The organism is Nocardia sp. CA-135953, from assembly GCF_050955735.1.
Lineage (GTDB): Bacteria > Actinomycetota > Actinomycetes > Mycobacteriales > Mycobacteriaceae > Nocardia.
This window is the reverse complement of record NZ_CP192082.1, coordinates 1,849,104-1,872,753: the sequence shown is the minus strand read 5'-3', so window position 1 is coordinate 1,872,753 and position 23,650 is coordinate 1,849,104. Positions and strand designations below refer to the sequence as shown.

At 65.2% G+C, this 23,650-nt stretch carries 21 protein-coding genes, 1 tRNA gene and 2 pseudogenes; 12 read left to right on the top strand and 12 right to left on the bottom strand.

The annotated features are described in order from the left end of the window. The first annotated feature begins 6 nt into the window (after positions 1–6). From ACQPXH_RS08550 to ACQPXH_RS08540, 3 genes are all read left to right on the top strand, one after another. Positions 7–1,686 (top strand): class I adenylate-forming enzyme family protein, encoded by a 1,680-nt coding sequence (locus ACQPXH_RS08550; RefSeq protein ID WP_433601740.1) that lies wholly within the window; start codon positions 7–9, stop codon positions 1,684–1,686. 437 nt (positions 1,687–2,123) lie between these two features. Continuing rightward, positions 2,124–2,279 carry a zinc ribbon domain-containing protein gene (locus tag ACQPXH_RS08545; protein WP_433603377.1) on the top strand — a complete coding sequence of 52 codons (156 nt, stop codon included), beginning with the start codon at positions 2,124–2,126 and terminating at the stop codon, positions 2,277–2,279. A 242-nt stretch (positions 2,280–2,521) separates the two neighbouring features. Beyond that, entirely contained in the window at positions 2,522–3,808 is a 1,287-nt protein-coding gene (locus tag ACQPXH_RS08540; RefSeq protein ID WP_433601739.1) for a DoxX family membrane protein, read from the top strand. A 12-nt stretch (positions 3,809–3,820) separates the two neighbouring features. Here ACQPXH_RS08540 and ACQPXH_RS08535 read toward each other — a convergent pair whose 3' ends face one another. Further along, a complete protein-coding gene (locus ACQPXH_RS08535; RefSeq protein ID WP_433601738.1) occupies positions 3,821–4,282 on the bottom strand; it encodes an STAS domain-containing protein in 462 nt (153 codons plus the stop codon). Positions 4,283–4,425: 143 nt separating this feature from the next. Between ACQPXH_RS08535 and ACQPXH_RS08530 the strand changes: the two genes are divergently transcribed. Together ACQPXH_RS08530 and ctaD are read left to right on the top strand one after the other, a co-directional pair. Continuing rightward, on the top strand, positions 4,426–5,199 hold the full coding sequence (locus ACQPXH_RS08530; RefSeq protein ID WP_433601737.1) for a hypothetical protein: 774 nt from the start codon (positions 4,426–4,428) through the stop codon (positions 5,197–5,199). 91 nt (positions 5,200–5,290) lie between these two features. After that, positions 5,291–7,036: an aa3-type cytochrome oxidase subunit I gene (gene ctaD / locus ACQPXH_RS08525; protein WP_433601736.1), complete on the top strand. Its 1,746-nt coding sequence runs from the start codon at positions 5,291–5,293 to the stop codon at positions 7,034–7,036. 6 nt (positions 7,037–7,042) lie between these two features. Here the strand turns inward: ctaD and ACQPXH_RS08520 are convergent, their stop codons facing one another. Beyond that, positions 7,043–8,320, bottom strand: a complete 1,278-nt coding sequence (locus tag ACQPXH_RS08520) for a glycosyltransferase 87 family protein (protein ID WP_433601735.1) — start codon at positions 8,318–8,320, stop codon at positions 7,043–7,045. Between the two features lie 98 nt (positions 8,321–8,418). Between ACQPXH_RS08520 and ACQPXH_RS08515 the strand changes: the two genes are divergently transcribed. Then, entirely contained in the window at positions 8,419–9,045 is a 627-nt protein-coding gene (locus ACQPXH_RS08515; protein WP_433601734.1) for a TetR/AcrR family transcriptional regulator, read from the top strand. Between the two features lies 1 nt (position 9,046). On the opposite strand, the pseudogene ACQPXH_RS08510 reads toward ACQPXH_RS08515, so the two are convergent. Continuing rightward, a pseudogene (locus ACQPXH_RS08510) lies at positions 9,047–9,356 on the bottom strand (alpha-hydroxy-acid oxidizing protein); the annotation flags it as partial. 311 nt (positions 9,357–9,667) lie between these two features. On the opposite strand from ACQPXH_RS08510, the gene ACQPXH_RS08505 reads away from it, so the two are divergent. Genes ACQPXH_RS08505 through ACQPXH_RS08495 form a run of 3 tightly spaced genes read left to right on the top strand, consistent with a single transcriptional unit; the run spans position 9,668 to position 10,813 of the window. After that, on the top strand, positions 9,668–9,868 hold the full coding sequence (locus tag ACQPXH_RS08505; protein ID WP_433601733.1) for a hypothetical protein: 201 nt from the start codon (positions 9,668–9,670) through the stop codon (positions 9,866–9,868). Positions 9,869–9,892: 24 nt separating this feature from the next. Continuing rightward, entirely contained in the window at positions 9,893–10,087 is a 195-nt protein-coding gene (locus tag ACQPXH_RS08500; protein WP_433601732.1) for a hypothetical protein, read from the top strand. Positions 10,088–10,105: 18 nt separating this feature from the next. Further along, positions 10,106–10,813 (top strand): endonuclease/exonuclease/phosphatase family protein, encoded by a 708-nt coding sequence (locus ACQPXH_RS08495; protein ID WP_433601731.1) that lies wholly within the window; start codon positions 10,106–10,108, stop codon positions 10,811–10,813. Positions 10,814–10,820: 7 nt separating this feature from the next. Here ACQPXH_RS08495 and ACQPXH_RS08490 read toward each other — a convergent pair whose 3' ends face one another. From ACQPXH_RS08490 to ACQPXH_RS08480, 3 genes are all read right to left on the bottom strand, one after another. Further along, entirely contained in the window at positions 10,821–11,066 is a 246-nt protein-coding gene (locus ACQPXH_RS08490; RefSeq protein ID WP_433601730.1) for a hypothetical protein, read from the bottom strand. A gap of 286 nt (positions 11,067–11,352) precedes the next feature. Beyond that, positions 11,353–11,580 carry a response regulator transcription factor gene (locus ACQPXH_RS08485; protein WP_433601729.1) on the bottom strand — a complete coding sequence of 76 codons (228 nt, stop codon included), beginning with the start codon at positions 11,578–11,580 and terminating at the stop codon, positions 11,353–11,355. Beyond that, positions 11,507–12,313: a nuclear transport factor 2 family protein gene (locus tag ACQPXH_RS08480; RefSeq protein WP_433601728.1), complete on the bottom strand. Its 807-nt coding sequence runs from the start codon at positions 12,311–12,313 to the stop codon at positions 11,507–11,509. The genes ACQPXH_RS08485 and ACQPXH_RS08480 overlap by 74 nt, the downstream gene beginning before the upstream one ends. A gap of 104 nt (positions 12,314–12,417) precedes the next feature. Between ACQPXH_RS08480 and ACQPXH_RS08475 the strand changes: the two genes are divergently transcribed. Further along, entirely contained in the window at positions 12,418–13,242 is an 825-nt protein-coding gene (locus ACQPXH_RS08475) for an amidohydrolase family protein (protein WP_433601727.1), read from the top strand. Here ACQPXH_RS08475 and ACQPXH_RS08470 read toward each other — a convergent pair. The 4 genes from ACQPXH_RS08470 to ACQPXH_RS08455 all read right to left on the bottom strand — a co-directional run bounded on the left by ACQPXH_RS08470 (position 13,226) and on the right by ACQPXH_RS08455 (position 18,454). After that, complete coding sequence (locus ACQPXH_RS08470; RefSeq protein ID WP_433601726.1) at positions 13,226–13,690, bottom strand: DUF2231 domain-containing protein; 465 nt, start codon at positions 13,688–13,690, stop codon at positions 13,226–13,228. The two genes, ACQPXH_RS08475 and ACQPXH_RS08470, sit on opposite strands and share 17 nt — an antisense overlap. A gap of 208 nt (positions 13,691–13,898) precedes the next feature. Then, entirely contained in the window at positions 13,899–15,329 is a 1,431-nt protein-coding gene (locus tag ACQPXH_RS08465; RefSeq protein WP_433601725.1) for a lipase maturation factor family protein, read from the bottom strand. 18 nt (positions 15,330–15,347) lie between these two features. Beyond that, positions 15,348–17,693 carry a glycoside hydrolase family 65 protein gene (locus ACQPXH_RS08460; protein WP_433601724.1) on the bottom strand — a complete coding sequence of 782 codons (2,346 nt, stop codon included), beginning with the start codon at positions 17,691–17,693 and terminating at the stop codon, positions 15,348–15,350. Further along, positions 17,690–18,454 carry an HAD family hydrolase gene (locus ACQPXH_RS08455; RefSeq protein WP_433601723.1) on the bottom strand — a complete coding sequence of 255 codons (765 nt, stop codon included), beginning with the start codon at positions 18,452–18,454 and terminating at the stop codon, positions 17,690–17,692. The genes ACQPXH_RS08460 and ACQPXH_RS08455 overlap by 4 nt, the downstream gene beginning before the upstream one ends. Before the next feature lie 225 nt (positions 18,455–18,679). On the opposite strand from ACQPXH_RS08455, the pseudogene ACQPXH_RS08450 reads away from it, so the two are divergent. Further along, positions 18,680–18,902: pseudogene (locus tag ACQPXH_RS08450) on the top strand (TetR/AcrR family transcriptional regulator); the annotation flags it as partial. 105 nt (positions 18,903–19,007) lie between these two features. Here the strand turns inward: ACQPXH_RS08450 and ACQPXH_RS08445 are convergent. After that, a tRNA-Met gene (locus tag ACQPXH_RS08445) sits at positions 19,008–19,081 on the bottom strand. Between the two features lie 565 nt (positions 19,082–19,646). Here ACQPXH_RS08445 and ACQPXH_RS08440 point away from each other — a divergent pair. Continuing rightward, positions 19,647–20,213, top strand: a complete 567-nt coding sequence (locus ACQPXH_RS08440; RefSeq protein WP_433601722.1) for a transglycosylase family protein — start codon at positions 19,647–19,649, stop codon at positions 20,211–20,213. 95 nt (positions 20,214–20,308) lie between these two features. Here ACQPXH_RS08440 and ACQPXH_RS08435 read toward each other — a convergent pair whose 3' ends face one another. Beyond that, a complete protein-coding gene (locus ACQPXH_RS08435) occupies positions 20,309–23,311 on the bottom strand; it encodes a UPF0182 family protein (protein WP_433601721.1) in 3,003 nt (1,000 codons plus the stop codon). Positions 23,312–23,650: the final 339 nt, after the last annotated feature.

The window sequence follows — 23,650 nt, the reverse complement described above, 5'->3', positions numbered from 1 at the left end:
CCCACTATGACAAAGTCTTTCGATCCACGGGAATTGGCCGCGCAGGCCATTGCCCGGCTGACCGGTCCAGGCGGACCATTCGAGATGACGGTCGAAGATGTACTCGGCGCGCCGATTCCGGTGATCAAGAACCGAGTGCACTCGTTGCGCGAAGTGCTCGCGGCCTCGCTCGCCCTGGGTGATCGCGACTACCTGGTCACCGAGGACCTGCGGATGTCATATGCCGGGCATGCGGCGGCCGTCGGCGCGCTGGCTCGTGCGCTGCGGGACCGGTACGGCGTCGAAAAGGGCGACCGGATCGGCATTCTCGCGGCCAACACTCCCGAATGGGTGGTGACGTTCTGGGCCACACAGACGCTGGGTGCGATCGCGGTCGGCTACAACGCCTGGTGGATGCCGCGCGAAATCGCCTACGGCCTCGAGCACACCAGCCCGAAGGCCCTGATCGTCGATGCGAAACGCGCGGCTCAGGTGGCGCAGCTGGACGTTCGGGTCCCCGTACTCACCATGGAGCACGACCTGCCCGCACTGATCGCCGAATTCGGCGACGGCGAGCTACCGCATACTCCGGTGGACGAGGACGATCCCGCGGTCATCCTCTACACCAGCGGCACCAGCGGCCGCCCCAAGGGCGCGATGCATTCGCATCGAAACCTGGTGGCGGTCATCGACTATCACCGTTTCAACGACGCACTCGCCGCCGCCTTCCAGGGTGGTGTCGACGACGGCAGTCCGAAGGGCCGCCGCTTCCTGCTCACCTCCCCGCTGTTCCACATCGCCAGCCTGCACAATCTGGTGCTGCCGCGCATGGTGACCGGCGATACCGCCGTCATCTACCAGGGCACGTTCGATGCCGAGCGGATACTGCGGCTGATCGAACGGGAACGGATCAGCAACTGGGGTGCGATGCCGACCATGGCGAGTCGTCTGCTCGAAGTGGATCTGTCGAAATACGACCTGACCTCGCTGGCCGCCTTCTCGCTCAACTCGGCGCCGTCCTCGGCCGCATTGCAACAGCAACTGCGCGAACAACTTCCGGTCGCCAAGACCGCGCTGGTGACCAGCTACGGCATGACCGAATGCAGTACCGCGGCGACCATCGCCGCACCGGCCGAACTCGCCGCCTTCCCGGATACCGTCGGCCGCCCGGTGATCGGAGTCGACCTGCAGATCCGCGATGCGCTCGGCGAACCCGTCGGCGAGGGCGTCGAGGGTGAGATCTGGGTGCGCAGCCCCTATGTGATGCTCGGCTATTGGGCGGACGAGGCCGCGACCGCAGCCGCCATCACGTCCGAGCGCTGGTTGCGCACCGGCGATATCGGAATCCTGGAGCAGGGCCGACTCCGATTGTCCGGCAGGCGTTCGGATCTCATCCTGCGCGGTGGCGAGAATGTCTACCCGACCGAGGTCGAGCAGTGCCTGGACGAACATCCCGCGGTGCGCGAATCAGCCGTCGTCGGACTGCCCGACGACGATCTCGGCCAGGTGATCGCGGCACTGGTCGTCGTCGAGAATGGTTCCGCCACAACGGAACAGGAGCTGGCCGAATTCGCGAAGCAGCGCATCGCGTACTACAAGGTGCCGGCAAAGTGGCGGATCACCAGAACGCCGCTGACCCGCAATGCGACCGGCAAGGTCGTGCGGGCGGGGATCGCCGAGGCCCTGTCCGATTCCGCCGCGGAGTGAAGACATGTGATGTCGGCGCGGAGGCTCCCTCGTTCACGAGGGTGGGGAAGCCCCGTCCTCCTACATCGAGTTCTCGAGTCGGGGTGATATGTAGGGGCGGGGTCGACCGGTGTTCAAACCCCGCAAGACGGCCGAGCTGTCGCTGCAGTACACCCAGATGGGTTCAGTCTGCGGGACGGGCGGCTGGTGCTGGCGAAGGGGGTGCGCATTCCGGTGGTGTGGTCGCCCGCCAAACCCGGCACGAGGCGCGGGTGTGGGCGAAAAGCGTCGTCGACCATCACGACTTGATCGCGGTGGAAGACTTCACGCCTTTCTGGCCGAATCCACGATGGCCGGAAGGCCGCGGACGCGCCTATCGGCGCGGCGAAGACCGAACTGATCAACCGTCGCATGCGGGCGGCCGGAAGGTGGTGTTGGTGCGGCCCGTGTATACGACGATGAGGTGTACGAGGTGTTTCGCGAGCGCGAAGCAGCCCCTCGAGCCCGCCGAACGAATCTTTCGATGCCAGGCATGTGGATTTACCGCACGTCGGGACCGGAACGCCGCCAGAGTGATTCTGGCCGTGGCAGAGCGCGGGCCACACACGTATTGAGGACGTCAGACAATCCCGATCACCTCCCTCGGGTGGCTGATAGGGTTGCGGTCCGAGCGTGAAACCTCCCGCCGCCAGGCGGAGGAAGCGTTAAACCGCCTTTCTGTCCAGTCCGAGTCCGGAGGTACGGCCGTTCGGTGCGACAGAACACCCGGTCAAACCTTGATTCCGGGTGTTGATCTTGTTGTTTGACGGCGCCGAACGCGGTTACCCGAACCTCAGCCATCGAGGAAAGGGACGTCATGTTGCTACGCCGATTTGCCCGACCACTGCTGGCGACCGCGTTCGTCGCCGATGGGGTCGACGCGCTGGTCCACCCCGAGCCGCGCACCCAAGCGGCATCGGCCCTGGTCCAGCAGGGACAGCAGTCGCTGCCCGACAATATCGCCGCGAAATTGCCAGCGGATCCCGGGACATTCGTGCGGATGAATGCGCTCACCCAGGTCTCGGCCGGTGTGCTGCTCGCCCTCGGCAAGTTTCCGCGCCTGGCCTCGCTCACGCTGGCCGCGACGGTGATTCCCGCGACGGTCACCGAACAGGATTTCTGGGCGGAAAAGGATCCGGAACGCAAGGCGGCCAAGCGCAAGGCCTTCGTCAAGGATGTGAGTCTGCTCGGCGGTCTGATGATCGCCAGCGCGGATACCGAGGGCAGGCCGTCGCTCGGCTGGCGTGGCCGACGTGCCGCGAGCAACGCCACGGCGGCGGTTTCGGCCGCATTGCCGTTCACCGCAACGGATTCGGCCACCGGCGACGCATTGCGGCGCCGTGCACACGATGCCGCCGTGCGGGCCCGCGAACTCGGCGATGTCGCGCAGGAGCGGGGCTCCGATCTCGCGGAGACGGTCAAGGAGCACGGTCCGGAGTGGGCCGAGCTGGCCAAGGAACGCGGTGCGAAGTGGGCCGACAAAGCGGCGGAACTCGCGGAACTCGCCAAGGAACGCGGGCCGGAAATCGCTGCGGCGGCGCGGGAGCGCAGTGTGCACCTCGCGGAACTCGCCAAGGAACGCGGCCCGGAACTGACGTCGACGGCACGCGAACGCGGTACCGAACTCTCCGGCAAAGCACAGAAACGTAGCGCGCGGTGGGCCGAGAAGGCCCAGCACCGTGGCATCGAGCTCACCGAGCTCGCCAAGGAACGCGGGCCCGGAATCGCCGCGACGGCACGGGAACGCGGCGCGCACCTCGCCGAAATGGCCCAGCACCGCGGCACCGAGATCGCGGAAATAGCCCAGCACCGCAGTGCCGAGATCGCCGAAAGGGCGCAGCACCGCGCCGCCGAGATCGCCGAACTCGCCAGGGAACGTGGGCCGGAACTCGCCTCGACCGCACGCGTGCGCGGTGCCGAAATCTCGGAAAAGGCGCAGAAGCGCGGCGCACGGTTGGCCAAGAAGGCGGAGCGGCGTGCGAAGAAGGCACAGCCGCGGGTCGACCGAGCCCTGCGCCGTCTCGACAAGGCAGAGGAACGGGCGGCGCTCGCGCAGGAACGGATCGCGAACGCGCGCGCCCGCGTGGAGGCGCGGTTCCGCTGAATCACGCGGACCCTACATCGGGGCGGCACATCCCGGTGCAGGGTCCGCGAGCGCTGCGGCCAAGGAGCCGACGCGGCGGAAGTTCGTAGCGAGTCCGGTGAGCTCGATGACCCGATCGACGCAGCGCACCGTGGTGATCAAAACCATTCGGCGGTCTGCCTTTTCGGCCGCCGCCTGAGCCTCGATCAGGGGCGCCAGTCCGGCGGCGGCGAAGAAGGTGACCGGGGACAGGTCGACGACCATGATCGAGCCCCGAGAACCGAAGGCGCGCAATAGTTTATCCCGTAGTCGCGGCGCGGTCCACAGATCGACCTCGCCCGCGACGACCACCAGCGTGACATCGCCACGCGGACGGCTTACCGTGAATTGGATGATCCGAGCTCCGGGCACGGTCGAAATATCGACGCGCTCACCGTGTTCCATTTTGTCACGGTCAGCGGGTCTACCTGCCGGATAAGCGAAATGGGTCGACATGCGCTGGCTCCTGCGGTCCGGTCGGACCTGTCACACAAGTCAAGCAGGGTCGGCCGGGTCTGTACAGGGATCCTGCGCGTCGCACGGTAACGGATGCAAAAAATTTCCGGGAATTAAGGGTGGCACCGTACGACCAAGTATTCATGCAGCACACAGCACTGCTGGCCTCGGTCGTCGGCACCATCGCCGTCACCGGATGTTCGACCACGGTCACCGAATCCGCGATCATCGCACCTGCCGCCGCGACCGAGGGCGTCACGAAATATCCCGTCACCGTGGAGAACTGCGGTAAGAGCTACACCTTCACCGAGACACCGAAGCGGGTCGTGGTGATGAACGGTGGTTCGATCGGCGAGGTTTCGTCGCTGGTCGCGCTGGGTGTCGCGGACCGTGCTGATCTTCACGCCGCAGATCCCACCACCCACCGGATCTTGTGTGCGGGCGGAGCCGAGCGCAACCGGAATGCGCTGGTAGTCAAGCAGATTCGCCAAACCACGATGCGGTGCGTCACCCACGATGCGCAGATCCGGCAACCGCTCGTCCAAATTCCGCAGGGCGATCGCGCCCGCCATCCGGGCCCGGCCGGCGCCGGGACAGGCGTGCACACCGCTGCTGAACGACAGGTGGTCCTCGGCATTCGGGCGGTCGACAGGTCACCGCACCGGAGAGTCGAAGCGCAGCAGCTCCTCGATCGCGCTGGGCCAGCGTTCCGGATCGGCACGCAGCAGTTCCAGCCGGTCCGGACGCTGGTGCAGCAGCATCGCCGATGGACGGCGGTTCGACCGGACCAGCCAGTTTCAGATCGCTGGCCCGCATCAGCGCGCGCATCTGTCGCGGCAGCCGCAGGCACGGCGCGCGTGACCGGCGCACATCCCACCGTGGTCGCAGCCGGACTCATACCGTGGCAGCAGACATGACGGCGGCGAGGGGCAAACCGCGCACGTCGGAGATAGAAAAGGCGCATAATCCGGACAAGGCTGCTCGGCGATCGGAAGGTGGCGACGGCCCGTGAGTACCACTACTCAACTCGAGGTAGTTCGGCCCTATCCACAGCGGGTCGGACCGAAGGGCTCCTATTTCTGGAAAATGATCACGACCACCGATCCGAAGGTGCTCGGGGTCATGTATCTGACCACCGCGATGACCTACTTCTTCATCGGTGGTCTCATCGCGCTGCTGATGCGCGGCGAACTGGCCCGCCCGGGTATGCAGTTCCTCTCGACCGAGCAGTTCAACCAGCTGTTCACCATGCACGGCACGATCATGCTGCTGTTCTATGCGACGCCGATCCTGTTCGGCTTCGCCAACTGCGTGCTGCCGCTGCAGATAGGTGCGCCTGATGTGGCGTTCCCCCGACTCAATGCCTTCAGTTACTGGCTGTACCTGTTCGGCGCGACCATCGCCACGGCGGGGTTCGTCACGCCCGGCGGCGCCGCCGACTTCGGCTGGACCGGTTACACCCCGCTGAGCACCATCGAGCACGCGCCCGGAGCGGGTGCGGATCTGTGGATCATGGGCTTGGCGGTCTCCGGTGTCGGCACCATTCTCGGCGGCGTCAACATGATCACCACGGTGATCTGTCTGCGCGCCCCCGGCATGACCATGTTCCGTATGCCGATATTCACCTGGAATATCCTGGTCACCAGCATCCTGATCCTGCTGGCCTTCCCGATTCTGACCGCCGCGCTGATGGCGCTGGCCTACGACCGTCACCTCGGCGGGCATATCTACGATCCGGCTACCGGCGGCATCCTGCTGTGGCAGCACCTGTTCTGGTTCTTCGGCCATCCCGAGGTGTATATCGTCGCGCTGCCGTTCTTCGGGATCGTCACCGAGATCTTCCCGGTCTTCAGCCGCAAGCCGCTATTCGGTTACACCACCCTGGTTTACGCGACACTGTCCATCGGCGCGCTGTCGATCGCGGTGTGGGCGCACCACATGTACGCCACCGGCGCCGTGCTGCTGCCGTACTTCTCGTTCATGACCTTCCTGATCGCGGTGCCGACCGGTGTGAAGTTCTTCAACTGGATCGGCACCATGTGGCGCGGCCAACTGACCTTCGAGACGCCGATGCTGTTCTCGGTCGGCTTCCTGGTGACGTTCCTGTTCGGTGGTCTGTCCGGTGTCATCCTGGCCTCGCCGCCGCTGGACTTCCACGTCACCGACTCGTACTTCGTCGTCGCGCATTTCCATTACGTGCTCTTCGGCACCATCGTGTTCGCGACGTTCGCGGGCATCTATTTCTGGTTCCCGAAGATCACCGGCCGACTGCTCGACGAGCGCCTCGGCAAGTGGCACTTCTGGACCACACTCGTCGGCTTCCACCTGACCTTCCTGGTGCAGCACTGGCTGGGCGCCGAAGGCATGCCGCGCCGCTACGCCGACTACCTGCCCGGCGACGGATTCACCGCGCTCAATACGGTTTCCACCATCGGCGCCTTTGTCCTCGGTGCGTCGATGCTGCCGTTCATCTGGAATGTCTTCAAGAGCTACCGCTACGGCGAAGTGGTCACCGTGGATGATCCGTGGGGTTACGGCAACTCGTTGGAGTGGGCCACCACCTGCCCGCCGCCGCGGCACAACTTCTACGAACTGCCCCGCATCCGGTCCGAACGACCGGCATTCGAGCTGCACTACCCGCACATGGTCGACCGCATGCGCAGCGAATTGCATGTCGGCTGGGGCTCGGACGCAAAACACGCCGCGGCGGTCGCGGAACAGGACGGAGCGGAGGCTCCCATGTCGGAGTCCTGACGCCGGCTACCGGGCCACGGCGGGTAGCGCGTGACGTGCCGAACGTCGCAGCTGAACGGCCGCGGCGGCGAATAATGCGAGTGTCAGCCAGATGTATCCGTTGTGGACGAATGTCGTGAGATGGCTTCCCACGGGGTAGTCGTAAATGCTGCTCATCGTCGGGTCGAAGAAGGCGATCAAACCACCCGATGCGACCGCCACTGCGATGAACAGCCCGATCGACGTGGCCACACCGCGCCTGCGCAAGCCGAGATCAGCCAGATAGACCAGCAGCGGTGCGAGCCAGACCCAGTGATGGACCCAGCTGTACGGGGACACGGCGGTGGTGGTGAGTCCGACCAGTACCACCGCGGGCAGTTCGTATCCGGTCAGCGACAGTCGGCGTGCCAGGTACAGGCAGGCCGCCGCGATGGCGAAAGCGCCTGCCAGCCAGAGCAATTGGTGCACACCCTCGACGCCGACGGTCCGCGCGAGCAGGCCGCGCAGCGATTCGTTGCGTGGGTTCTCCGGTACCCCGACGCGCTTGGGGTCGGCGAATGCGCCGCTCCAGAAGGTCAGCGAATCCTTGGTCATGGCCGCGAGACCGATAAGGACGGTCGCCACGAACGCACCGACCGCCGTCCCAGCGGCCCGATACCTGCGAGTGACCAGCAGATAGACCACGAAGAAGGCGGGGGTGAGTTTGATGCCCGCCGCAATCCCGGTCAGCACACCCTTCCAGCGCGAGGTATCCGGCAGTGCCATATCGGCGATGACCAGCAACAGCAGGAAGATATTGATCTGACCGAAAGCCATGGTCTCGCGCACCGGCTCGCACCACATCAGCAGTCCGGCGATCGGCACGCCGAGCAGCGCCAGCCGCAGATCGCGCCGATAGCCGAGCATCGACAGCGCCGCCCACACCGACGCCGTCAGCATGGCGAAGTTGCCGAACGCACCGACATAGGTGAAGACGTCGCCGTGCAGATTGACCAGCGGCACGAACAGCAGCGCGGCGAACGGTGTGTAGACGAACTCCCAGACACCGCGGGTGTGGCCAAGCAGCGGCGTGTCGTAGATGGAGGCGCCGTCGACCACCCGGTGCCCGGCGATCTGGTAGACACTCAGATCCATCAGATGCATCATCACCTGCATCGTTTCGCGCACCTGGTGGACGTAGTACACACCGGCGACCGTGCCGAGGACCGAGATCGCCCAGAACGCGGTGGCGGGGATGGTGCGGCGTTCGGGCTCGGGCGGTGCCGTGGTCGGCGGCGCGGCATTCTCGATCGTCGATACAGGCACGCTCATCTCCCAGCGATCGGGGTCCGGACTCGCCGCCCCACGGTAGTGGCACTCCGGATGCGGCGCACACCGCTCGGCAAGACCGGTACTGTCCTCGAATGACTGCTGGCGGCTCATCGCGGATGTACGACGGACGGCCCGTCGCCGACCGCCGCGCACAGCGGCGAGAGCGGTTTCTGGCCGCCGGGGTGGCGGTATTCGGGGAGAGCGGGTACCAGAACAGTTCGATCACTGCGCTGTGCCGCGCGGCCGGACTGGCGCGCAGCCAGTTCTATGAGCTTTTCGAGAACCGCGAGGATCTGTTGATCGCGGTGTACGACCGGATCCAGACCGAGGCCAGACAGGCCGTCACCGCCGCGACGGCGGCGGCATCGGGTGATGCGGTCGGTCTGGCGCAGGCGGCGGTGCGGGCCTATGCGGAGTCGATCGGGCGTGACCCGCGCGTGGCCCGGATCGCACATGTGGAGGTCGTCGGGGTCGGTGAGCGGGTCGAGCAGCGCAGGATGGAGCAGCGGACGCTGTGGACGGACTTCTTCGAGGACCAGATGCGGCAAGCGCTCGGACCCGAATTCGTGCCACCCGGTGGGTTCCACACCGCCGTGACCGGATTCGTCGGCGCACTGCTCGCGCTGGTACACCAGTGGAGCACCGGTGACGAGCAGACCGACCTCGCCGGGATCACCGAGGTACTGACCCGATTCCTGATCAGCCTGATGACACCGTGATTCAGCACCTCGGCCGGATATTCTCCCGCACCGCCGCGATATTCGGATAGCCATCGACCGCCATGAGTAGATCGGCCTCCGACAGGATCATCCGCAGCACGTGCACCAGACCCGAAACCCCGCCCAGCGCAAGTCCGTACGCGTATGGGCGGCCGATGCCGACCATCGCCGCCCCCAAGCCGAGCGCCTTGATCACATCGCTGCCCGAGCGCACACCGGAATCGAACAGCACGGGCACCCGATCGGCGACGGCTTCGACCACCCCGGGGCAGCGTCTCCAGCGAGCTGAGACCGCCATTGGCTTGGCGCCCACATGCCCGCCGAGGGCGGTGAAGCAGATCTCGTTCTGATAGTCCGCGAACGCCACTGTTCTGCCCTCGGTAGGGGTCGATCGGAGGGGTAGCCTCCGGTTGCGGAATATTAGACGCTAATGTCCATGATCAACCGCGAAACATTCGACCACGGCACAGCGCAGGGGCCTGTGCGATGTGTGTCACAGTGCCGGGGTGTTCGAACCGCATGACCTGCGCACCGAGGTCCGATGGCCGTACCTGCGTGGCGCGAGTAACCGCTGGAGCGACGGGTAATCCGGACGCAGCTGACAGATTGTGAGAACCGCGCCGTGAATCTCGACTACCTCGATAGACCTGGTGACCACGACCTTCTGGTGGCCGGTCAGATCAAGAGCCTGCCACTGCGCCGCCTGGTACATCTGGCGCTCGGACTATCCACCGAGTCCATGGACCTGCTCACGGCGCTCACCGACCGATTACGAATCGCGGAGGGCGCGCTGGCCGACCCGGCGACCAGCGGCGAGTTCTAGACCGGTATCCGCCTCGATGATCGAATGCGGATCCGCCGTGGCGACCACCCGGCGCAGCTGAAACCCGCCGCTGGCGAGCAGTTCGCCGTACTCGGCAGCGGTGCGTTCCCGGCCGCCGATGGACAGCATGACCTCGAGGTCTGGCCACAGGCTGAAGTGCGGCGCGATTGCGCGGCGGGACAACGCATTCGACCGGCCGTCCGGCTCGCCACCAGATGAGCATTAGCATCGTGACCTGTGATCACAGTGGCCAGTTGGAATGTCCTGCACCGCGTGCACGACGAGAATTGGGGCTCCGATATGGCGACCCGCTGGCCCGATGAGGCGGCGCGGATTGCCGCGGTGACCGCCTGGATCGCCGAACGACCCGAACAGGTCATCGCGCTGCAGGAGGTAAGCGGCGACCAATTGGCGAGTCTGCGATCGGCCCTGTCCGACAAGGATATTCATGCCTTGCGTTATCCGCGCGTCCCGCGACCACGCAACGGAACCACCCCGCTGCAAGATCCCACCGAACATCTCGTCCTGGTTCTCGACGAACCGGGCCGAGAAATCGCGGCCGAATCCTTCGAAAACGATCCGGGCAATGGCGCACTGGCAGTCGAAACGGCAGGCGTGGTCATCGTGACAACCCACGTGACCGGTGATCTGCGCCGCGCCCGCCAGCTGGCCCGATTGGCCGAACTCGCCGCACCAGACCGCGTTACAGTGCTCCTCGGCGACTTCAATATCGACCGCACCGCCGTGGCAGCCGCACTCGGCCCCGACTTCACCATCGCCGACCTGCCACCTGGCTCCGCGCCGACTCGTCCGCGCACCTCAGGCACCAAATCACAGTCCATCGACCATGTGATCGTGCGCGGCACGCGCGTCCAGGACGCGTCGGTAGTGGCGGTCGACGGCCTCTCAGATCACAATTTCGTCCGCGCCACCATCACCGGATAGCGAGCTGTCACCTGGCGCGCCACAACCAGCGCCAGCGCGGGAGCTCCGCGATCACGGTGAGTACCGCCAGCACGCTGACTACGACGGCGAGCGACACCGGCCACGCAACCCAGGCGGCGATGACCGCCGCGACCAGTTGCAGCACTACCAGCGCGATGGTGGCCCACCCCGGTACCGCGACGAGCACCTGTTTCTTGTCACCGGATGTGGCGAACACGGTGGGCAGCCCGATCAGGACAACTACCGAAAGCACAGCTAATACAATCGAATACCCGGCCAATGCCCATGGCGTCGCGATCCAGGCGATGAGCTCGGACGTGAAACGCAGTGCCGACGCAACTCGGCCCTGACCTGTGAGATTCGGCGATTCGGACACGGATGCCAGGGTGCCATGCGATGAGTTCCGATGCTCGGCGAAGCCCCGGGCCGAAGGGGATGGTCCGGGGCTTCACTGAAGATTATCGCGCGAACCGGGCGCCGGGTTAACCGCGCGCAACGGCGTGTCGGCCGGTCGAGCCAGGAGGCTCGGCGCGAGTGCGCTAGTAGTGGCCGAGCGGAGGCACGAGGCCGTGCTTGTGGGCGTAGACGACGGCGTGAATGCGGTCGCGCACACCTAGTTTCGCGAGTACTCGGGATACGTGGGTCTTGATCGTCTCTTCGCCGACGCCGAGTGCCGCGGCGATCTGACCATCTCTAGATCGAGTGAATGAATATGCGGATAGCGGTGATTCGGCGACTGTCAGGGGCGAAGTCGACGAAGGCGACACCTTGGGCCGAGTCGAGCCGGACGCTGGCGCTGACCGTGCGTCCGGCGGCGATCAGCTTGTCCCACTGCATATTCCGAGCCCGGTTGGTGAACTCCTCCAGCGAAATCGTCGTTCCGGCCGGAAGTTCGACAACCGTGCGCTCGCTGAGCAGCCGACGGACGCGCGAGATATCGGTGGCTGCCGCGGCCGAGAACACCTGGGCCGCAGCGCGTTTGCCCGATCGGCCGATACCGCGCAGCGCCTGCGTCATGCCGAGCATGCCGTCGATGCCCTGATTCGCGATCAGCTGTGGACCCAATTTCAATGCCGCGCCGAGTCCGGGCAGTCCGGTGCGCAGTAACTGCACGATCATCGCGGCCAACTCCCAATGGGCGGCCAGCTGGGTGATCTTCCAGACGCCGTCTTCCTCGACGAGGTCGTAGCGCAGGTGCATGGGCACCGCGACGGTGGCGCCGGTCGACATGGTGGTGCGGATCAGCAGGTCGCGGACCACGGTGGACAGGCCGACGAAGTCGTGGTCGACCCGGAAGGCGATGGTGTTCGGGCCGATGAAGGTGTCGTAGAACCGTTCGATCGCCGCGCGTCCGATATGCGGGCGGGAACCGACCGGATCATTGACGGTGGCATCGGCGGTGAACAGGTCGACCCAGGCCGCCTTGTCGTGTGCCGCCACCGCACGCGGTGACGCCTGGACGGCCGCGATCAGGTCCTCGGCTCTGGAATCCAGCGGCATGACAATTCCTCCTAGCTACTGCGTCACATGGTAGAACATGTTCTAATCCGGTCGATCGAAAGGCTTTGATCCCTTCGTTGTCCGAGGCGTCATACAGTGACGTGATGGCGATCATCGATGCGTGGGCCCAGCATCCGACGGTAAGGCTGCTCCAACACGAAATGCTGGACTCGCTGCGCCGCTGGACCGGCGACACCATCCCGGACCAGCCGCCGCCGGTGTCGACGACGCTCGCCGCCATGGACGCGGGCGGTGTCGATACCGCATTGATCAGCGCCTGGTACGGGCCGGAGGGCGTGCTGATCTCCAACGACGAGGTGGCTGGATTCGTCGCGGAATCCGGCGGGCGCTTGGTCGGCGTCGCCTCGGTGGACCTGCGCAAGCCGATGGTCGCGGTGCGCGAGCTCCGTCGTGCGGTCACCGACCTCGGGATGAAGGCGCTGCGGATCGTGCCGTGGCTGTGGGGCCTGCCGCCGAACGACCGGCGCTACTACCCGCTCTACGCCGAATGCGTCGACCTGGGCATCCCGTTCTGTACGCAGGTCGGGCACACCGGTCCGCTGCGCACCTCCGAAACCGGCCGTCCGATTCCATATCTCGACGATGTCGCACTGGAGTTCCCCGAACTCGTCATCGTCGGCGGGCACATCGGCTACCCGTGGACCACCGAAATGATCGCGATGGCGACGAAATACCCGAACGTCTACATCGACACCTCCGCCTACACGGTGCGCAGATATCCGCCGGAGCTGGTGACATACCTGAAGTCCCACGGCCGCGGCAAGGTCCTCTTCGGCACCAACTACCCGATGATCCCGCCACAGCGCGCCCTCGCAGGCCTCGACGACCTCGGCCTGGACGAGGAATGCCGCGACCTGTTCCTTTCCGGCAACGCCACCCGCATCTTCGGCCTCACCAAGCCCGACTAGCACCCCACACCGCGTGCGAGCCGGAGTCCCCCACTCGGTACACCTGGACGGTCGCCGCACCGCCTGCGGCAATCGCCAATACCGCAGCCAGCACGGTGACTACCCGCCCCACCGGATGTCCACGCTCGTCGCGCAGGTGGACGACGATGAGCAATGCTGTGACGAGCAGTAGCGGCACCACGAAGTAGATCATCGTGCTGCCGAGGGCGGCATGCTTATCGATGGCGGGGGATCCGCCGAGTTCGTGCTGGAACCACTCACCTGCTTCGGTCGTCACCGGCGTCAGGGCGACGGTGATCGCGGCCAGGACCGTGACCAGCCAGATCAGCCGCCGACGAGCCGCAGGCCACACCGCCGAAAAGATGAGCAGCACCGCCGTCAGCGGCACAAAGACCACGATGAGGTGCACCAGCAATACATGGGCGGGTAACCCGTTGATCGTCGACATGAGGCAACTCCCGGAATTCGTGACCGCGGCGGCGCTTGCGGTCCAAGCATCTCCCTCACCTCACGGTTCAGCGCGGTACACGGTTCACCCCGGCACAGCGGTCGGCGGCAGGGGTGCCGCCGCGGCGATATCCCAGCGCGGATCCGAGCCGGCTCACCGGTCGGCGATCCAGGTTCGGCCTTCGCGCGGTTTCAGGCGCGAGAGGACATCAATACTGACCCAGCGCCATCGGCGGCAGGTACTCACCGACCAGGGTGCGCCGCCACAGCATGTGTTCCTGCTGGAGTTCGGCGCGAGTTGCAAAGCGGTACAGGTAGATTCGCGCCCGCACATAGGTCGGTGGCGAGTCGGGGAAGGGACAGCGGCGCAGTAATCGCAGCGTCGCGGGGTCATTGCGTAGCAGTCGTTCGACAAAGGCGAGCAACCAGCCGCGGGCGTAGGACGGGGAGATCGCGGCGAACCACATCAGCCAGTCCAGCCTGAGGTGATACGGCGCCCACTGCCGTGGCCATCGGCGTGGATTCCCCGGCTTACCCTTGAACTCGTACTCCCGCCACAGCGTCCGATCGGTGATCTCCTCCTCGTCGGTGCCCTCGAACACCACCTCCTCGCGGGTGCGGCCGATACTGCCGAACGCGCCATAGGTATTGACCAGGTGCAAGGGGTTGAAGGACGCATTCATTCGCTGCTGACGCGAAAGCAGATTGCGGGCGGGCCAGTAGCTCAGCAGCATCACCACGACGGTGCACGCCAGCACCAGACCGGCGAACCAGGGCGGCGCCCCGGGCATCGACGGCGGATCCGGCACGGGCAATATCGCTTTCGCCGAAGACACATCGATCACGGTGCTGGCCAATACGATCGTCACCCAGTTCAACCAGGCGAAGTTGCCGGAAAGCACCAGCCACAGCTGCGTCACGATGATGACCGCGGCGGCCACGCTCGCCACCGGCTGCGGTGCGAAAAGTCCCCAGGGCACGACGAGCTGGGCGAAATGGTTGGCCGCCACCTCCGCACGATGCAGCGGTTTGGGCAGGCGGTGGAAGAACCAGCTCAGCGGGCCGGGCATCGGCTGGGTCTCGTGGTGGTAGTACAGACAGGTCAGATCGCGCCAGCAGGAATCGCCGCGCATCTTGATCAGACCGGCGCCGAACTCCACCCGGAACAGCAGCCAGCGCGCCAACCACAACACCAGCACCGGCGGCGCGACTCGATCATTGCCGAGGAAAATCGCCAGGAATCCGGCCTCCAGCAGCAGCGATTCCCATCCGAACGCGTACCACGCCTGCCCCACATTGACGATCGACAGGTACAGCGCCCACAGCATCGCCCACATCAGCATCGCCGCCCACAACGGCACCAGATTCAGCACTCCCGCTACCACCGCGGCCGATAGCGCGGCACCGGACCACGCGAGACCGGCGAAGAACCGGTCCGAATAGTGGAAATGAAAAATGCTGGGCGCCCGGCGAAATTCGACCCGCCGGACGAATCGGGGCACCGGCAACATCCCCGTCGCACCGATGAGTGCGCGGAATTGCCGCGCCGCCGCGACGAAGGCGATCAGGTAGATGACGGCCAGACCGTGCTGGAAAACCAGTCTGCCCAACCAATACTCGGATTCGGTGAACGATGGCATGACCGCTCCTTCGTACCGCTACCCCCGCCGATACGGCGCCCGTCCCTCGGGTAGCAATGGCTCGGGTCGATCGGATTGCCGCGGAATCGGCAGCGTCACCGCGATATCGCCGAGCGTCGCGTAGCGACCGTGGTGGCGCAGGACGACCGAATCTCCGGACAGCAGTCGATAAGTCGCGGAATCGCCGGTGATCTCGACGGCTATACCACTGCCGCGCCAGATGATCCGGAAGGCCAGGCGCTCGATATTCGCGGGAAGTCGTGGTGCGAAACTCAATTCACCACCGTGGTCACGCATGCCGCCGAAACCGAAGACGCAGCACAGCCATGCTCCGGCGAGTGAGGCCATGTGCAGGCCGTTGGCGACATTGTGATGCAGATCGTGCAGGTCGGTCAGTGCGGCTTCGGCGAAATAGTCGAAGGCGAGCGAGAGGTGGCCGACCTCAGCGGCCATAACGGACTGGCCGGCGGCCGACAGCGAGGAATCGCGGACGGTCAACGCCTCGTAGTAATCGAAGTTGCGCGCCTTCTGCTCGGGAGTGAAAGCCTTGGGGCACAAGTACATTGCCAAGCTCAGGTCGGCCTGCTTGACGACCTGCTTGCGATACAGATCGAAGTACGGGTAATGCATCATCAGCGGATACTTCTCCGGCGGAGTCGCGGCGAAGTCCCAGCGGGCGTGTTCGGTGAAGCCCTCGGATTGCTCGTGCACCCCGAGTTTCTCGTTATAGGGCAGGTACATACATTTGGCGCGGTCGCGCCAGCCGCGGATCTCCTCCGCATCGACTGCCAACTGCTCGGCGATATCCGGTTGACGCACGCAGGCTTCGGCGGCTTCGTCGAGGTTCCGCTGCGCCATCAGATTCGTATAGATGTTGTTGTCGGCAAGCGCGGAGTATTCGTCGGGGCCCGTCACGCCGTCGATCCGGAAGTTCCCCGCCGTGTCGTAATGGCCCTGGCTCACCCACGAGCGCGCGGTCTCCACCAAAAGCTCGACACCGCACCCTCTTTCGAAGTGCTCGTCACCGGTCGCGCCGAGGTATCGGACCACCGCATCGGCGATATCGGCATTGACGTGCACCGCCGCCGTGCCGGTCGGCCAGTAACCGGAACCCTCGTCGCCGTTGATGGAGCGCCACGGGAACATCGCTCCGGTATGGCCGAGTTCGTGTGCGCGCCGACGGGCCCGGTCGAGGGTGGCGTGGCGCCACCGCAGTGCGTCGCCCGCCGCCACCGGCATCGTGTAGGTCAATACCGGCAATACGAAAGTCTCTGTGTCCCAGAATGAATGGCCGTCATAGCCCGGCCCGGTCAGGCCCTTGGACGGTATCGCGCGCGTCTCACCGCGTGCACCCGCCTGCAATACGTGGAACAGCGCGAATCGGACGGCCTGCTGGAGTTCGGGATCCCCGTCGATCTCGATATCGGCGGTGGACCAGAAGTTGTCCAGGTACTCGCGCTGCCGGGCCAGCAACGTATCCCAGCCGGTCTCGAGACCTGCCGCCAATGCCGCCTCCACCTGGGCCCGCAGCGCCGGTACCGAACGTCGACTAGACCATCCGTAGCCGAGATACTTCGTCAATCGCACGCACCGGCCCTTCGCGACATCGACCGCAATCGTCAAGCGCGCCAAGTCTTCCTCGGCGTGCACACCGCAGCGCGGGGTCGCGTCGACCTCGAGTTCGTGGTCCATGGCCGCGGCCATGTGCAGCCCGGAGCGGCGGGTGTGGTGCACGAGTACCGCGCCGAAATCACGGGCCGCGCAGAAGTCCGCCACCAGCGGGCGGTCCAGCGCCGCGGCGAGCCGAGGGTCGTTGTGCGCGGTCGGAACCGGTTCATTGGCAAGCAGATCCGATTGGATGACCAGCTCGAGATCGTCGTCGAGCGGCTCGACCTCGTAGCGGATCGCGGCCAAGGCGCGTTCGGTGAACGACACCAGGCGCTCCGAGCGGATGCGCACGCACCGCCCCGTCGGCGAGGTCCAGACCGTGTTGCGCCGCAGCGTGCCGGACCGGAAGTCCAGCACCCGTTCGTGTTCGACGGCCTCGCCGTAGCGCATATCCATCGGCTCGTCCTCGACGAGCAGCCTGATGATCTTCCCGTCGGTCACATCGACGAGGGTCTGGCCCTCCTCCGGATAGCCGTATCCCGCTTCGGCATAAGGCAATTGGCGATTCTCGTAGAAGCCGTTGAGGTAGGTCCCCGGCTTGCCGACCGGCTCCCCCTCCTCAAAAGTTCCGCGCAGCCCGAGATGTCCGTTGGCGAGCGCGAAGATCGACTCGGTTCGGTGCAATGCCTCGAGATCCAGTCCACACCAACGCAAGTGCCATGGCGCGATCTCGAAGCCACGGCAGTCGGTAGTCATTGCGGTGGCCCGAGCTCGGCCAGATCGGTGACGACCACATCCGCACCCGCCCGACGCAATGCCTCGGCCTGCGTACCATCGCGCACTCGATCGACGCCGACCACATATCCGAAGTCCGCGGCCCGGCCGGCCCGCACCCCGGCGATGGCATCCTCGTATGCCGCGGCCTGTTCCGGCTTGGCGTCCAGCGCCTCCGCGGCCGCCAGAAATGCGTCCGGCGCGGGTTTGCCGCGCAGACCGCGGCCGGCGATCTCGACCCCGTCGATACACACATCGACGAACCGGGTCAGATCCGCGACCGCCAACACCTCATGGGCATTCGCCGAAGCGGTAACCACACCCGTGCGCAATCCGGCCGCGCGTGCCCCGTTCAGATAGGTCAGCGACCCCGGATAGACGTGCACCCCGTCGCGTTCGAGGAACGACAGCAGCAGCCGATTCTTCCGATTACCGAGCCCGTGCACGGTCGGCTGCCCCTCCGCCGCATCGGGTTCCCCCTCGGGCAGTGTGATCCCGCGCGACTTCAGGAACTCCCGGATACCGTCCGCCCGCGAGCGACCGTCCACATAGCCCAGATAGTCGGCATCGGTGAACGGGTGGAACGGGCCGGGACTGCGACCGGCCAGAAACTCGTCGAAGACCGCCTTCCACGCCCGCCGGTGCACCGCCGCGGTATCGGTCAACACACCGTCGAGGTCGAATAGCGCCACCGAGATCGTTTCGGGCAATCCGAGCCCCCGGAGATCATGGCTTGGCGTCATACCCCAGCGGTACCCGGGGACGGCACCGGCAAACGGCGCGCCTAGTCGAGCAATTGATCGTCGAGGATGTCGGGGTATCGGTGCCGACGGAGGCGGGTGGTTGGTGTCGCGATGCCAACCGGTGATCCAGTCCGCGGTGGTGACGATGTCGATACCCGCTTGGAGCGCCTTCACATAAAGGTCCTCGTCGGGGAATACGCCCGGGCGATCGAGAACCTATGTGCCGCATCGGGGGGCCGGGGTTGGCCAGAGACCTGCCAAAACGGCTTCGCAGACCTCGGCGTGGGCCGGCGCGCGTGGAGGAGATCGCAGCGCTCATCCCGGCGCGATGCGCGGCATCAACTCCGAACGCCAACTCGGCACCTACTCCGACCTCGACAAGGCCCGACGCGAACTGACCAATGCCATCGTCGCCTACCTCGAAGATTCGGGCCGATCGGCCGTTTGATCGGTCCCCGAGCCGGATCGGGGAGCCCGGCCCACGGTTCCCGGTATGCGCTCGAGCACCAACGAAAAAGGCCCGGAACATTTCTGTTCCGGGCCTTTTCCCTAGTAGCGGGGACAGGATTTGAACCTGCGACCTCTGGGTTATGAGCCCAGCGAGCTACCGAGCTGCTCCACCCCGCGTCGGTAAACACAACATTACACACGTCTACGCACGGAAGGCAAATCGCTTATCTTCCGGGGGGTTTGCCCTGGTCAGCGGGCCGAATGCGGGGTCGCGGTCGAGCGTGTGAGGTTGCACACGGACTGCTCCGAGGGGCGGTAGCGGACATCCGCCGAATCCATCCACCGAACCCGAGCGAGGCGGCGGCGAAAGTCGTTCAGAACGCAACGGACCGGTCGACCAATGGTTTCAAACGTGACCTGGGCCACTATTTCGTAGTGATCCCGAACACATAACGGTGCTATAACCGACCGTCCAGAATCCATTCTTATGGCATTTGCGACCTGCGCAAACACCGGTATACACGTTATTCGCATCATGCAATTGCGAAGTTATCAAGATGTGATCTGCCGAGATTTCTTCGTTACCGTCGATTCGCGGCCCGGATCAAACGTGATGGGCTCGAACTCGAACCGCCGAACACCGGCGACCCTGTCCCGCGGTTCGAGGATCCCCGACACGCCTGGGGGCAGGGACTCGGCTTTCGCATTACCGGGGGCGGTGGGCGCAGGGAGGGAATACAACATGTCGAAACACCGAAAGCTCAGCACCCGCGCCCTCGGCTATGCCGCTGTCACCGGCGCAATCGTTGCCGTCCCGTTCGGTCTTTCCACCGGCACCGCGGCCGCCGCCCCGACCCACAATTGGGACGGCGTCGCGCAGTGCGAAAGCGGTGGCAACTGGGGTATCAACACCGGAAATGGCTACTACGGCGGTCTGCAATTCTCGCAGAGCACCTGGGCGGCCAACGGTGGCGCCGGTTCCGCCAACCATGCCAGCAAGGAAGAGCAGATCCGGGTGGCCGAGAATGTGCTCGCCACCCAGGGTGCGGGCGCCTGGCCGGTCTGCGGTCAGTACCTGCGTGCCGGTGAGTCCCAGCCGAGTGCCCCGGCCGTCGTCGAGCCGGAACCCGCCGCGCCCGCCGAAGCCGCCCCTGCCGAAGCCGCCCCCGCCCTGGCCACCAATGTCAAGTCCGCCATCGAGCAGGCCAAGTCGGCGGGCTACCAGCTGGCCAAGCAGAACGGCCTCGAGGCCCAGTACCAGCAGCTGCTTGACCAGAACGGCGCACTGATCGACTCGTTCGGTCGCTGACGTAGGAATCCGACGTCACTCGGCAACGGCGCCGAGATCGACGTCGATGAGAACGGCCCCGCCCCGAACCGGGTGACGGGGCCGTTCTCATCGGATCAGCGACCGGCGTCCTGATACGCCTTCACCGCGGCGTCCAGCTCCTCCAGCGCCTTGCCGAAGTCCTGGAAGTTCCCGGACTTCATGGCATTTCGCACATTCTCGATCTTCTTGCTCAGCTCCGCGGCCGCGGCATCCTTGGCGGCGGATCCGGTCGCCGGCGGCGGCGTGCTGCCCTGTGTCGGCGGTGTTGTGCCCTGCGTCGGCGGCGTGGCGCCGTGATCCGTCGGTGGAGTGGTACCCGGTTTCGGCCTGCTGGCCGGATCACCGCCGAACGGGGTGGCCAGCGAACCGGTCCCCGGCAGCACCTGATTCAGCGCATCGGCCAGCGTGGAGGCGAAGCCGACCTTCACGCTGCCCGCCACATCGCGATAGCTCACCAGTACCCGCAGCAGCTGCGGGAAGGTGGAACTGCCCGCACCGGTATTTCGCTCGTTGTAAAACGGCTCAACATAAAGGATTCCGCCGTCGGCGATCGGCAAGGTCAGCAGATTGCCATATCTGATCTTGTTCGAGTTCGACAGCAGCGTTTTCTGACTGGAGACTTCGGGCGCCGTCGTCATACTGTTCTGCGTTTGCTGCGGACCCTGTGTCTGCGTATCGGTCGGCAATTGCAAGATCGTGAATTTGCCGTAGCCGTCCGGATCCGAGCGCACCGAAATATAGGCGGACAGGAACTGCCGGTTGTAGCCCACCATGGCGCTGGTCAGATTGAATACCGGCTTATTGTTCGCCGCCGCGTCACCCAGCAGCACGTAATACGGCGGCTGGTTGAAGGTGCCGCCCTCGGTGGTCGGATCGCTCGGCACCGACCAGAAAGCGTTGTTGGTGAAGAACTCTCGCGGATTGTCCACATGGTACTTGGTCAGCATTTCGCGCTGTACCTTGAACAGATCCTCTGGATAGCGGAAGTGCGCGCGCAGTTCCGGCGAGATCTCGCTCTGCGGCTTGACCGCGCCAGGGAACACACCGCGCCAGGCCTTCAGCACCGGGTCGGTGGGGTCCACCTCGTAGAGGGTCACCGTGCCGTCGTAGGCGTCGACGGTGGCCTTTACCGAGTTGCGGATGTAGCTGACCTCCTTGCGCGGCAACAGCCTTCCGGTCTTCTTATCGATGCTGTCCTCGACCGCACCCTCCAGCGAGGTGGTCTGCGCGTACGGGTAGTTGTCCAGCGTGGTGTACGCGTCGACAATCCACTGGATCCGGCCGTTGACGACTGCCGGATAGGCATTGCCGTCGGTGGTCAGCCAGGGCGCGACCTTCTGGACCCGCTCGCGCGGGCTACGGTTGAAGATGATCTTGGAGTTGTCCCCGATGGCCGAGGAGAACAGCAGATTGCGCTCGGTGTACTTGGCCGCGAAGGCCAACCGGTTGAACCAGTTCCCGATCGACACGCCACCCTTGCCGTTGTAGGTGAATTGCGCTGTGTCGGAATCGTATTCGCGCGGCTGCGAACCGTTCACGGCGCCGACGATCGCGTAGTCCGGATTGGACTGCGAGATCAGCTCGCCGTAGTAGACGCGCGGCTGTTCGACCTTGATCTGCTGCTGGTCGGTCGAGTTGAACAGGTCGCTGACCAGGAAGATCGGGTAGCCGCTGTCGCTGCTGCCGCCGGTATTGGCGTTGGGGTCCTCGTACTGCGGCCGGTTGACCCGGTTGGCGGGCGCCGCGACGAAGCCGTTGCCGTGGGTGTAGACGGTGTGCTTGTTGATCCAGTCGGTCTGATTACCGCTCAGCGCCGACGGGTGCAGCTCGCGGGCGGCCACGATGTAGTCCTGGATATCGCCGTTGAGAGCGTAGCGGTCGATATCCAGCGACTCCGGGAAGCCGTAGAAGTTCTTCAGCTGCTTGAGCTGGGTGAAGGTGGGCGACAAGATATTCGGGTCGAGCAGGCGCGCATTGCCGATGGTCGCCGCGTCGACCGGAACTTCCAGCGGGCTCTTCGAACTGTCGCCCTTGTAGTCCTTGTACTCGATCTTGTCCGAGGTGATGCCGAACGCCTGCCTGGTCGCGGCGATATTGCGTTCGATGTACTCACTCTCTTTGTCGGCCGCGTTCGGACGCACCGAGAACTGCTCCACGACCAGCGGCCATACCGCGCCGACCAGGACCGAGGAGAGCACGAGGAGCGCGGCCGCCATCGCGGGCACCCGCAGATCGCGCAACACGATGCCGGCGAAGAAGGCGATCGCACAGATCACCGCGATGGACAGCAGGATCAGCTTCGCGGGCAGCACGGCGTTGATATCGGTGTAGGAACCACCGGTGAAGGTCGGCTCCTTACGACTACTCGACAGCAGCTCGTAGCGGTCGAACCAGTAGGCAATCGCCTTGAGCAGCACGAAGATTCCGGCGATCACCGCGAGCTGAATGCGCGCGGGCCGGGTCAGCGTACCCTCGCGCCCGGACAGGCGCAGACCGCCGAAGACATAGTGCGTCACCAGGCTGGCGAAGAATGCGATGACCACCGCGACGAACAGCCAGTTCAGCACCATCCGATAGAACGGCAGGTCGAAGGCATAGAACCCGACATCGAGACCGAACTGCGGATCCTTCTGGCCGAACGAGTCGCCATTGAGGAACAGCTGCACAGTGACCCAATTCGACTGCGCCACCAGTCCGGAGAGCACGCCGACCAGCAGCGGGATGCCGATACCGAACAGCTTGAGCCGACTCATCACGGTGGTGCGGTAACGCGCGATCGGATCGTTCGGCCCCGCCACCGGCACGAATACCGGCCTGGTCCGATAGGCCAGCAGCAGCGCCAACCAGACGACCAGACCGACGAACAGCGCGACGGCGATGAACGACAGGATCCGCGTGCGCAGCACGGTGAGATAGACGCTGCGGAAACCGACCTCGCCGAACCACAACCAGTTCGTATAGGCGTCGGTCAGCCGCGGTCCCAGCAGCAACAGCGCCGCCAGAATGATGGCCGCCACCAGCAGCACTCGGCTGCGTCGGGACAACGAAGGTAAGCCGGTGGGGGGCCGCATGCCCACGATGCCACTCTCCAAGGTCCGGCGGCGCGCGCACCGATGTTCTCGGCCGTGACACCGCAGTCCGATGTTGCAGGCGGTCCAAAGGGACCGTTTCGGCCCACTCTACGGAATCGGACTGTGACATTGGCAGCGCCTTCGGCGCTGCGGTGTTCGCGGCCCCTCTTTGTCTCGCGTCCGAGCCTCGAGACTCGCGACTTCGTCGCATGCGCTTCGACGGCTCGGACGCGAGACGGGCCGCGAACTCCTCGCTCGTAAGACAGTAATGATTGCTGAGTTCCCGCGGTGGCCGTCCTGACCCACCGTAAGACAGCTCCGTCGTGGTTGCGCGATCACGCCTGC

What these genes read in the sequence shown, in the direction of transcription:
- ACQPXH_RS08550 (WP_433601740.1), top strand. Translation starts at nt 7, where the DNA reads ATGACAAAGTCTTTCGATCCACGGGAATTGGCCGCGCAGGCCATTGCC.
- ACQPXH_RS08545 (WP_433603377.1), top strand. Translation starts at nt 2,124, where the DNA reads ATGAGGTGTACGAGGTGTTTCGCGAGCGCGAAGCAGCCCCTCGAGCCC.
- ACQPXH_RS08540 (WP_433601739.1), top strand. Translation starts at nt 2,522, where the DNA reads ATGTTGCTACGCCGATTTGCCCGACCACTGCTGGCGACCGCGTTCGTC.
- ACQPXH_RS08535 (WP_433601738.1), bottom strand. Translation starts at nt 4,282, where the DNA reads ATGTCGACCCATTTCGCTTATCCGGCAGGTAGACCCGCTGACCGTGAC.
- ACQPXH_RS08530 (WP_433601737.1), top strand. Translation starts at nt 4,426, where the DNA reads ATGCAGCACACAGCACTGCTGGCCTCGGTCGTCGGCACCATCGCCGTC.
- ACQPXH_RS08515 (WP_433601734.1), top strand. Translation starts at nt 8,419, where the DNA reads ATGACTGCTGGCGGCTCATCGCGGATGTACGACGGACGGCCCGTCGCC.
- ACQPXH_RS08500 (WP_433601732.1), top strand. Translation starts at nt 9,893, where the DNA reads ATGCGGATCCGCCGTGGCGACCACCCGGCGCAGCTGAAACCCGCCGCT.
- ACQPXH_RS08480 (WP_433601728.1), bottom strand. Translation starts at nt 12,313, where the DNA reads ATGCCGCTGGATTCCAGAGCCGAGGACCTGATCGCGGCCGTCCAGGCG.
- ACQPXH_RS08475 (WP_433601727.1), top strand. Translation starts at nt 12,418, where the DNA reads ATGGCGATCATCGATGCGTGGGCCCAGCATCCGACGGTAAGGCTGCTC.
- ACQPXH_RS08470 (WP_433601726.1), bottom strand. Translation starts at nt 13,690, where the DNA reads ATGTCGACGATCAACGGGTTACCCGCCCATGTATTGCTGGTGCACCTC.
- ACQPXH_RS08465 (WP_433601725.1), bottom strand. Translation starts at nt 15,329, where the DNA reads ATGCCATCGTTCACCGAATCCGAGTATTGGTTGGGCAGACTGGTTTTC.
- ACQPXH_RS08460 (WP_433601724.1), bottom strand. Translation starts at nt 17,693, where the DNA reads ATGACTACCGACTGCCGTGGCTTCGAGATCGCGCCATGGCACTTGCGT.
- ACQPXH_RS08455 (WP_433601723.1), bottom strand. Translation starts at nt 18,454, where the DNA reads ATGACGCCAAGCCATGATCTCCGGGGGCTCGGATTGCCCGAAACGATC.
- ACQPXH_RS08440 (WP_433601722.1), top strand. Translation starts at nt 19,647, where the DNA reads ATGTCGAAACACCGAAAGCTCAGCACCCGCGCCCTCGGCTATGCCGCT.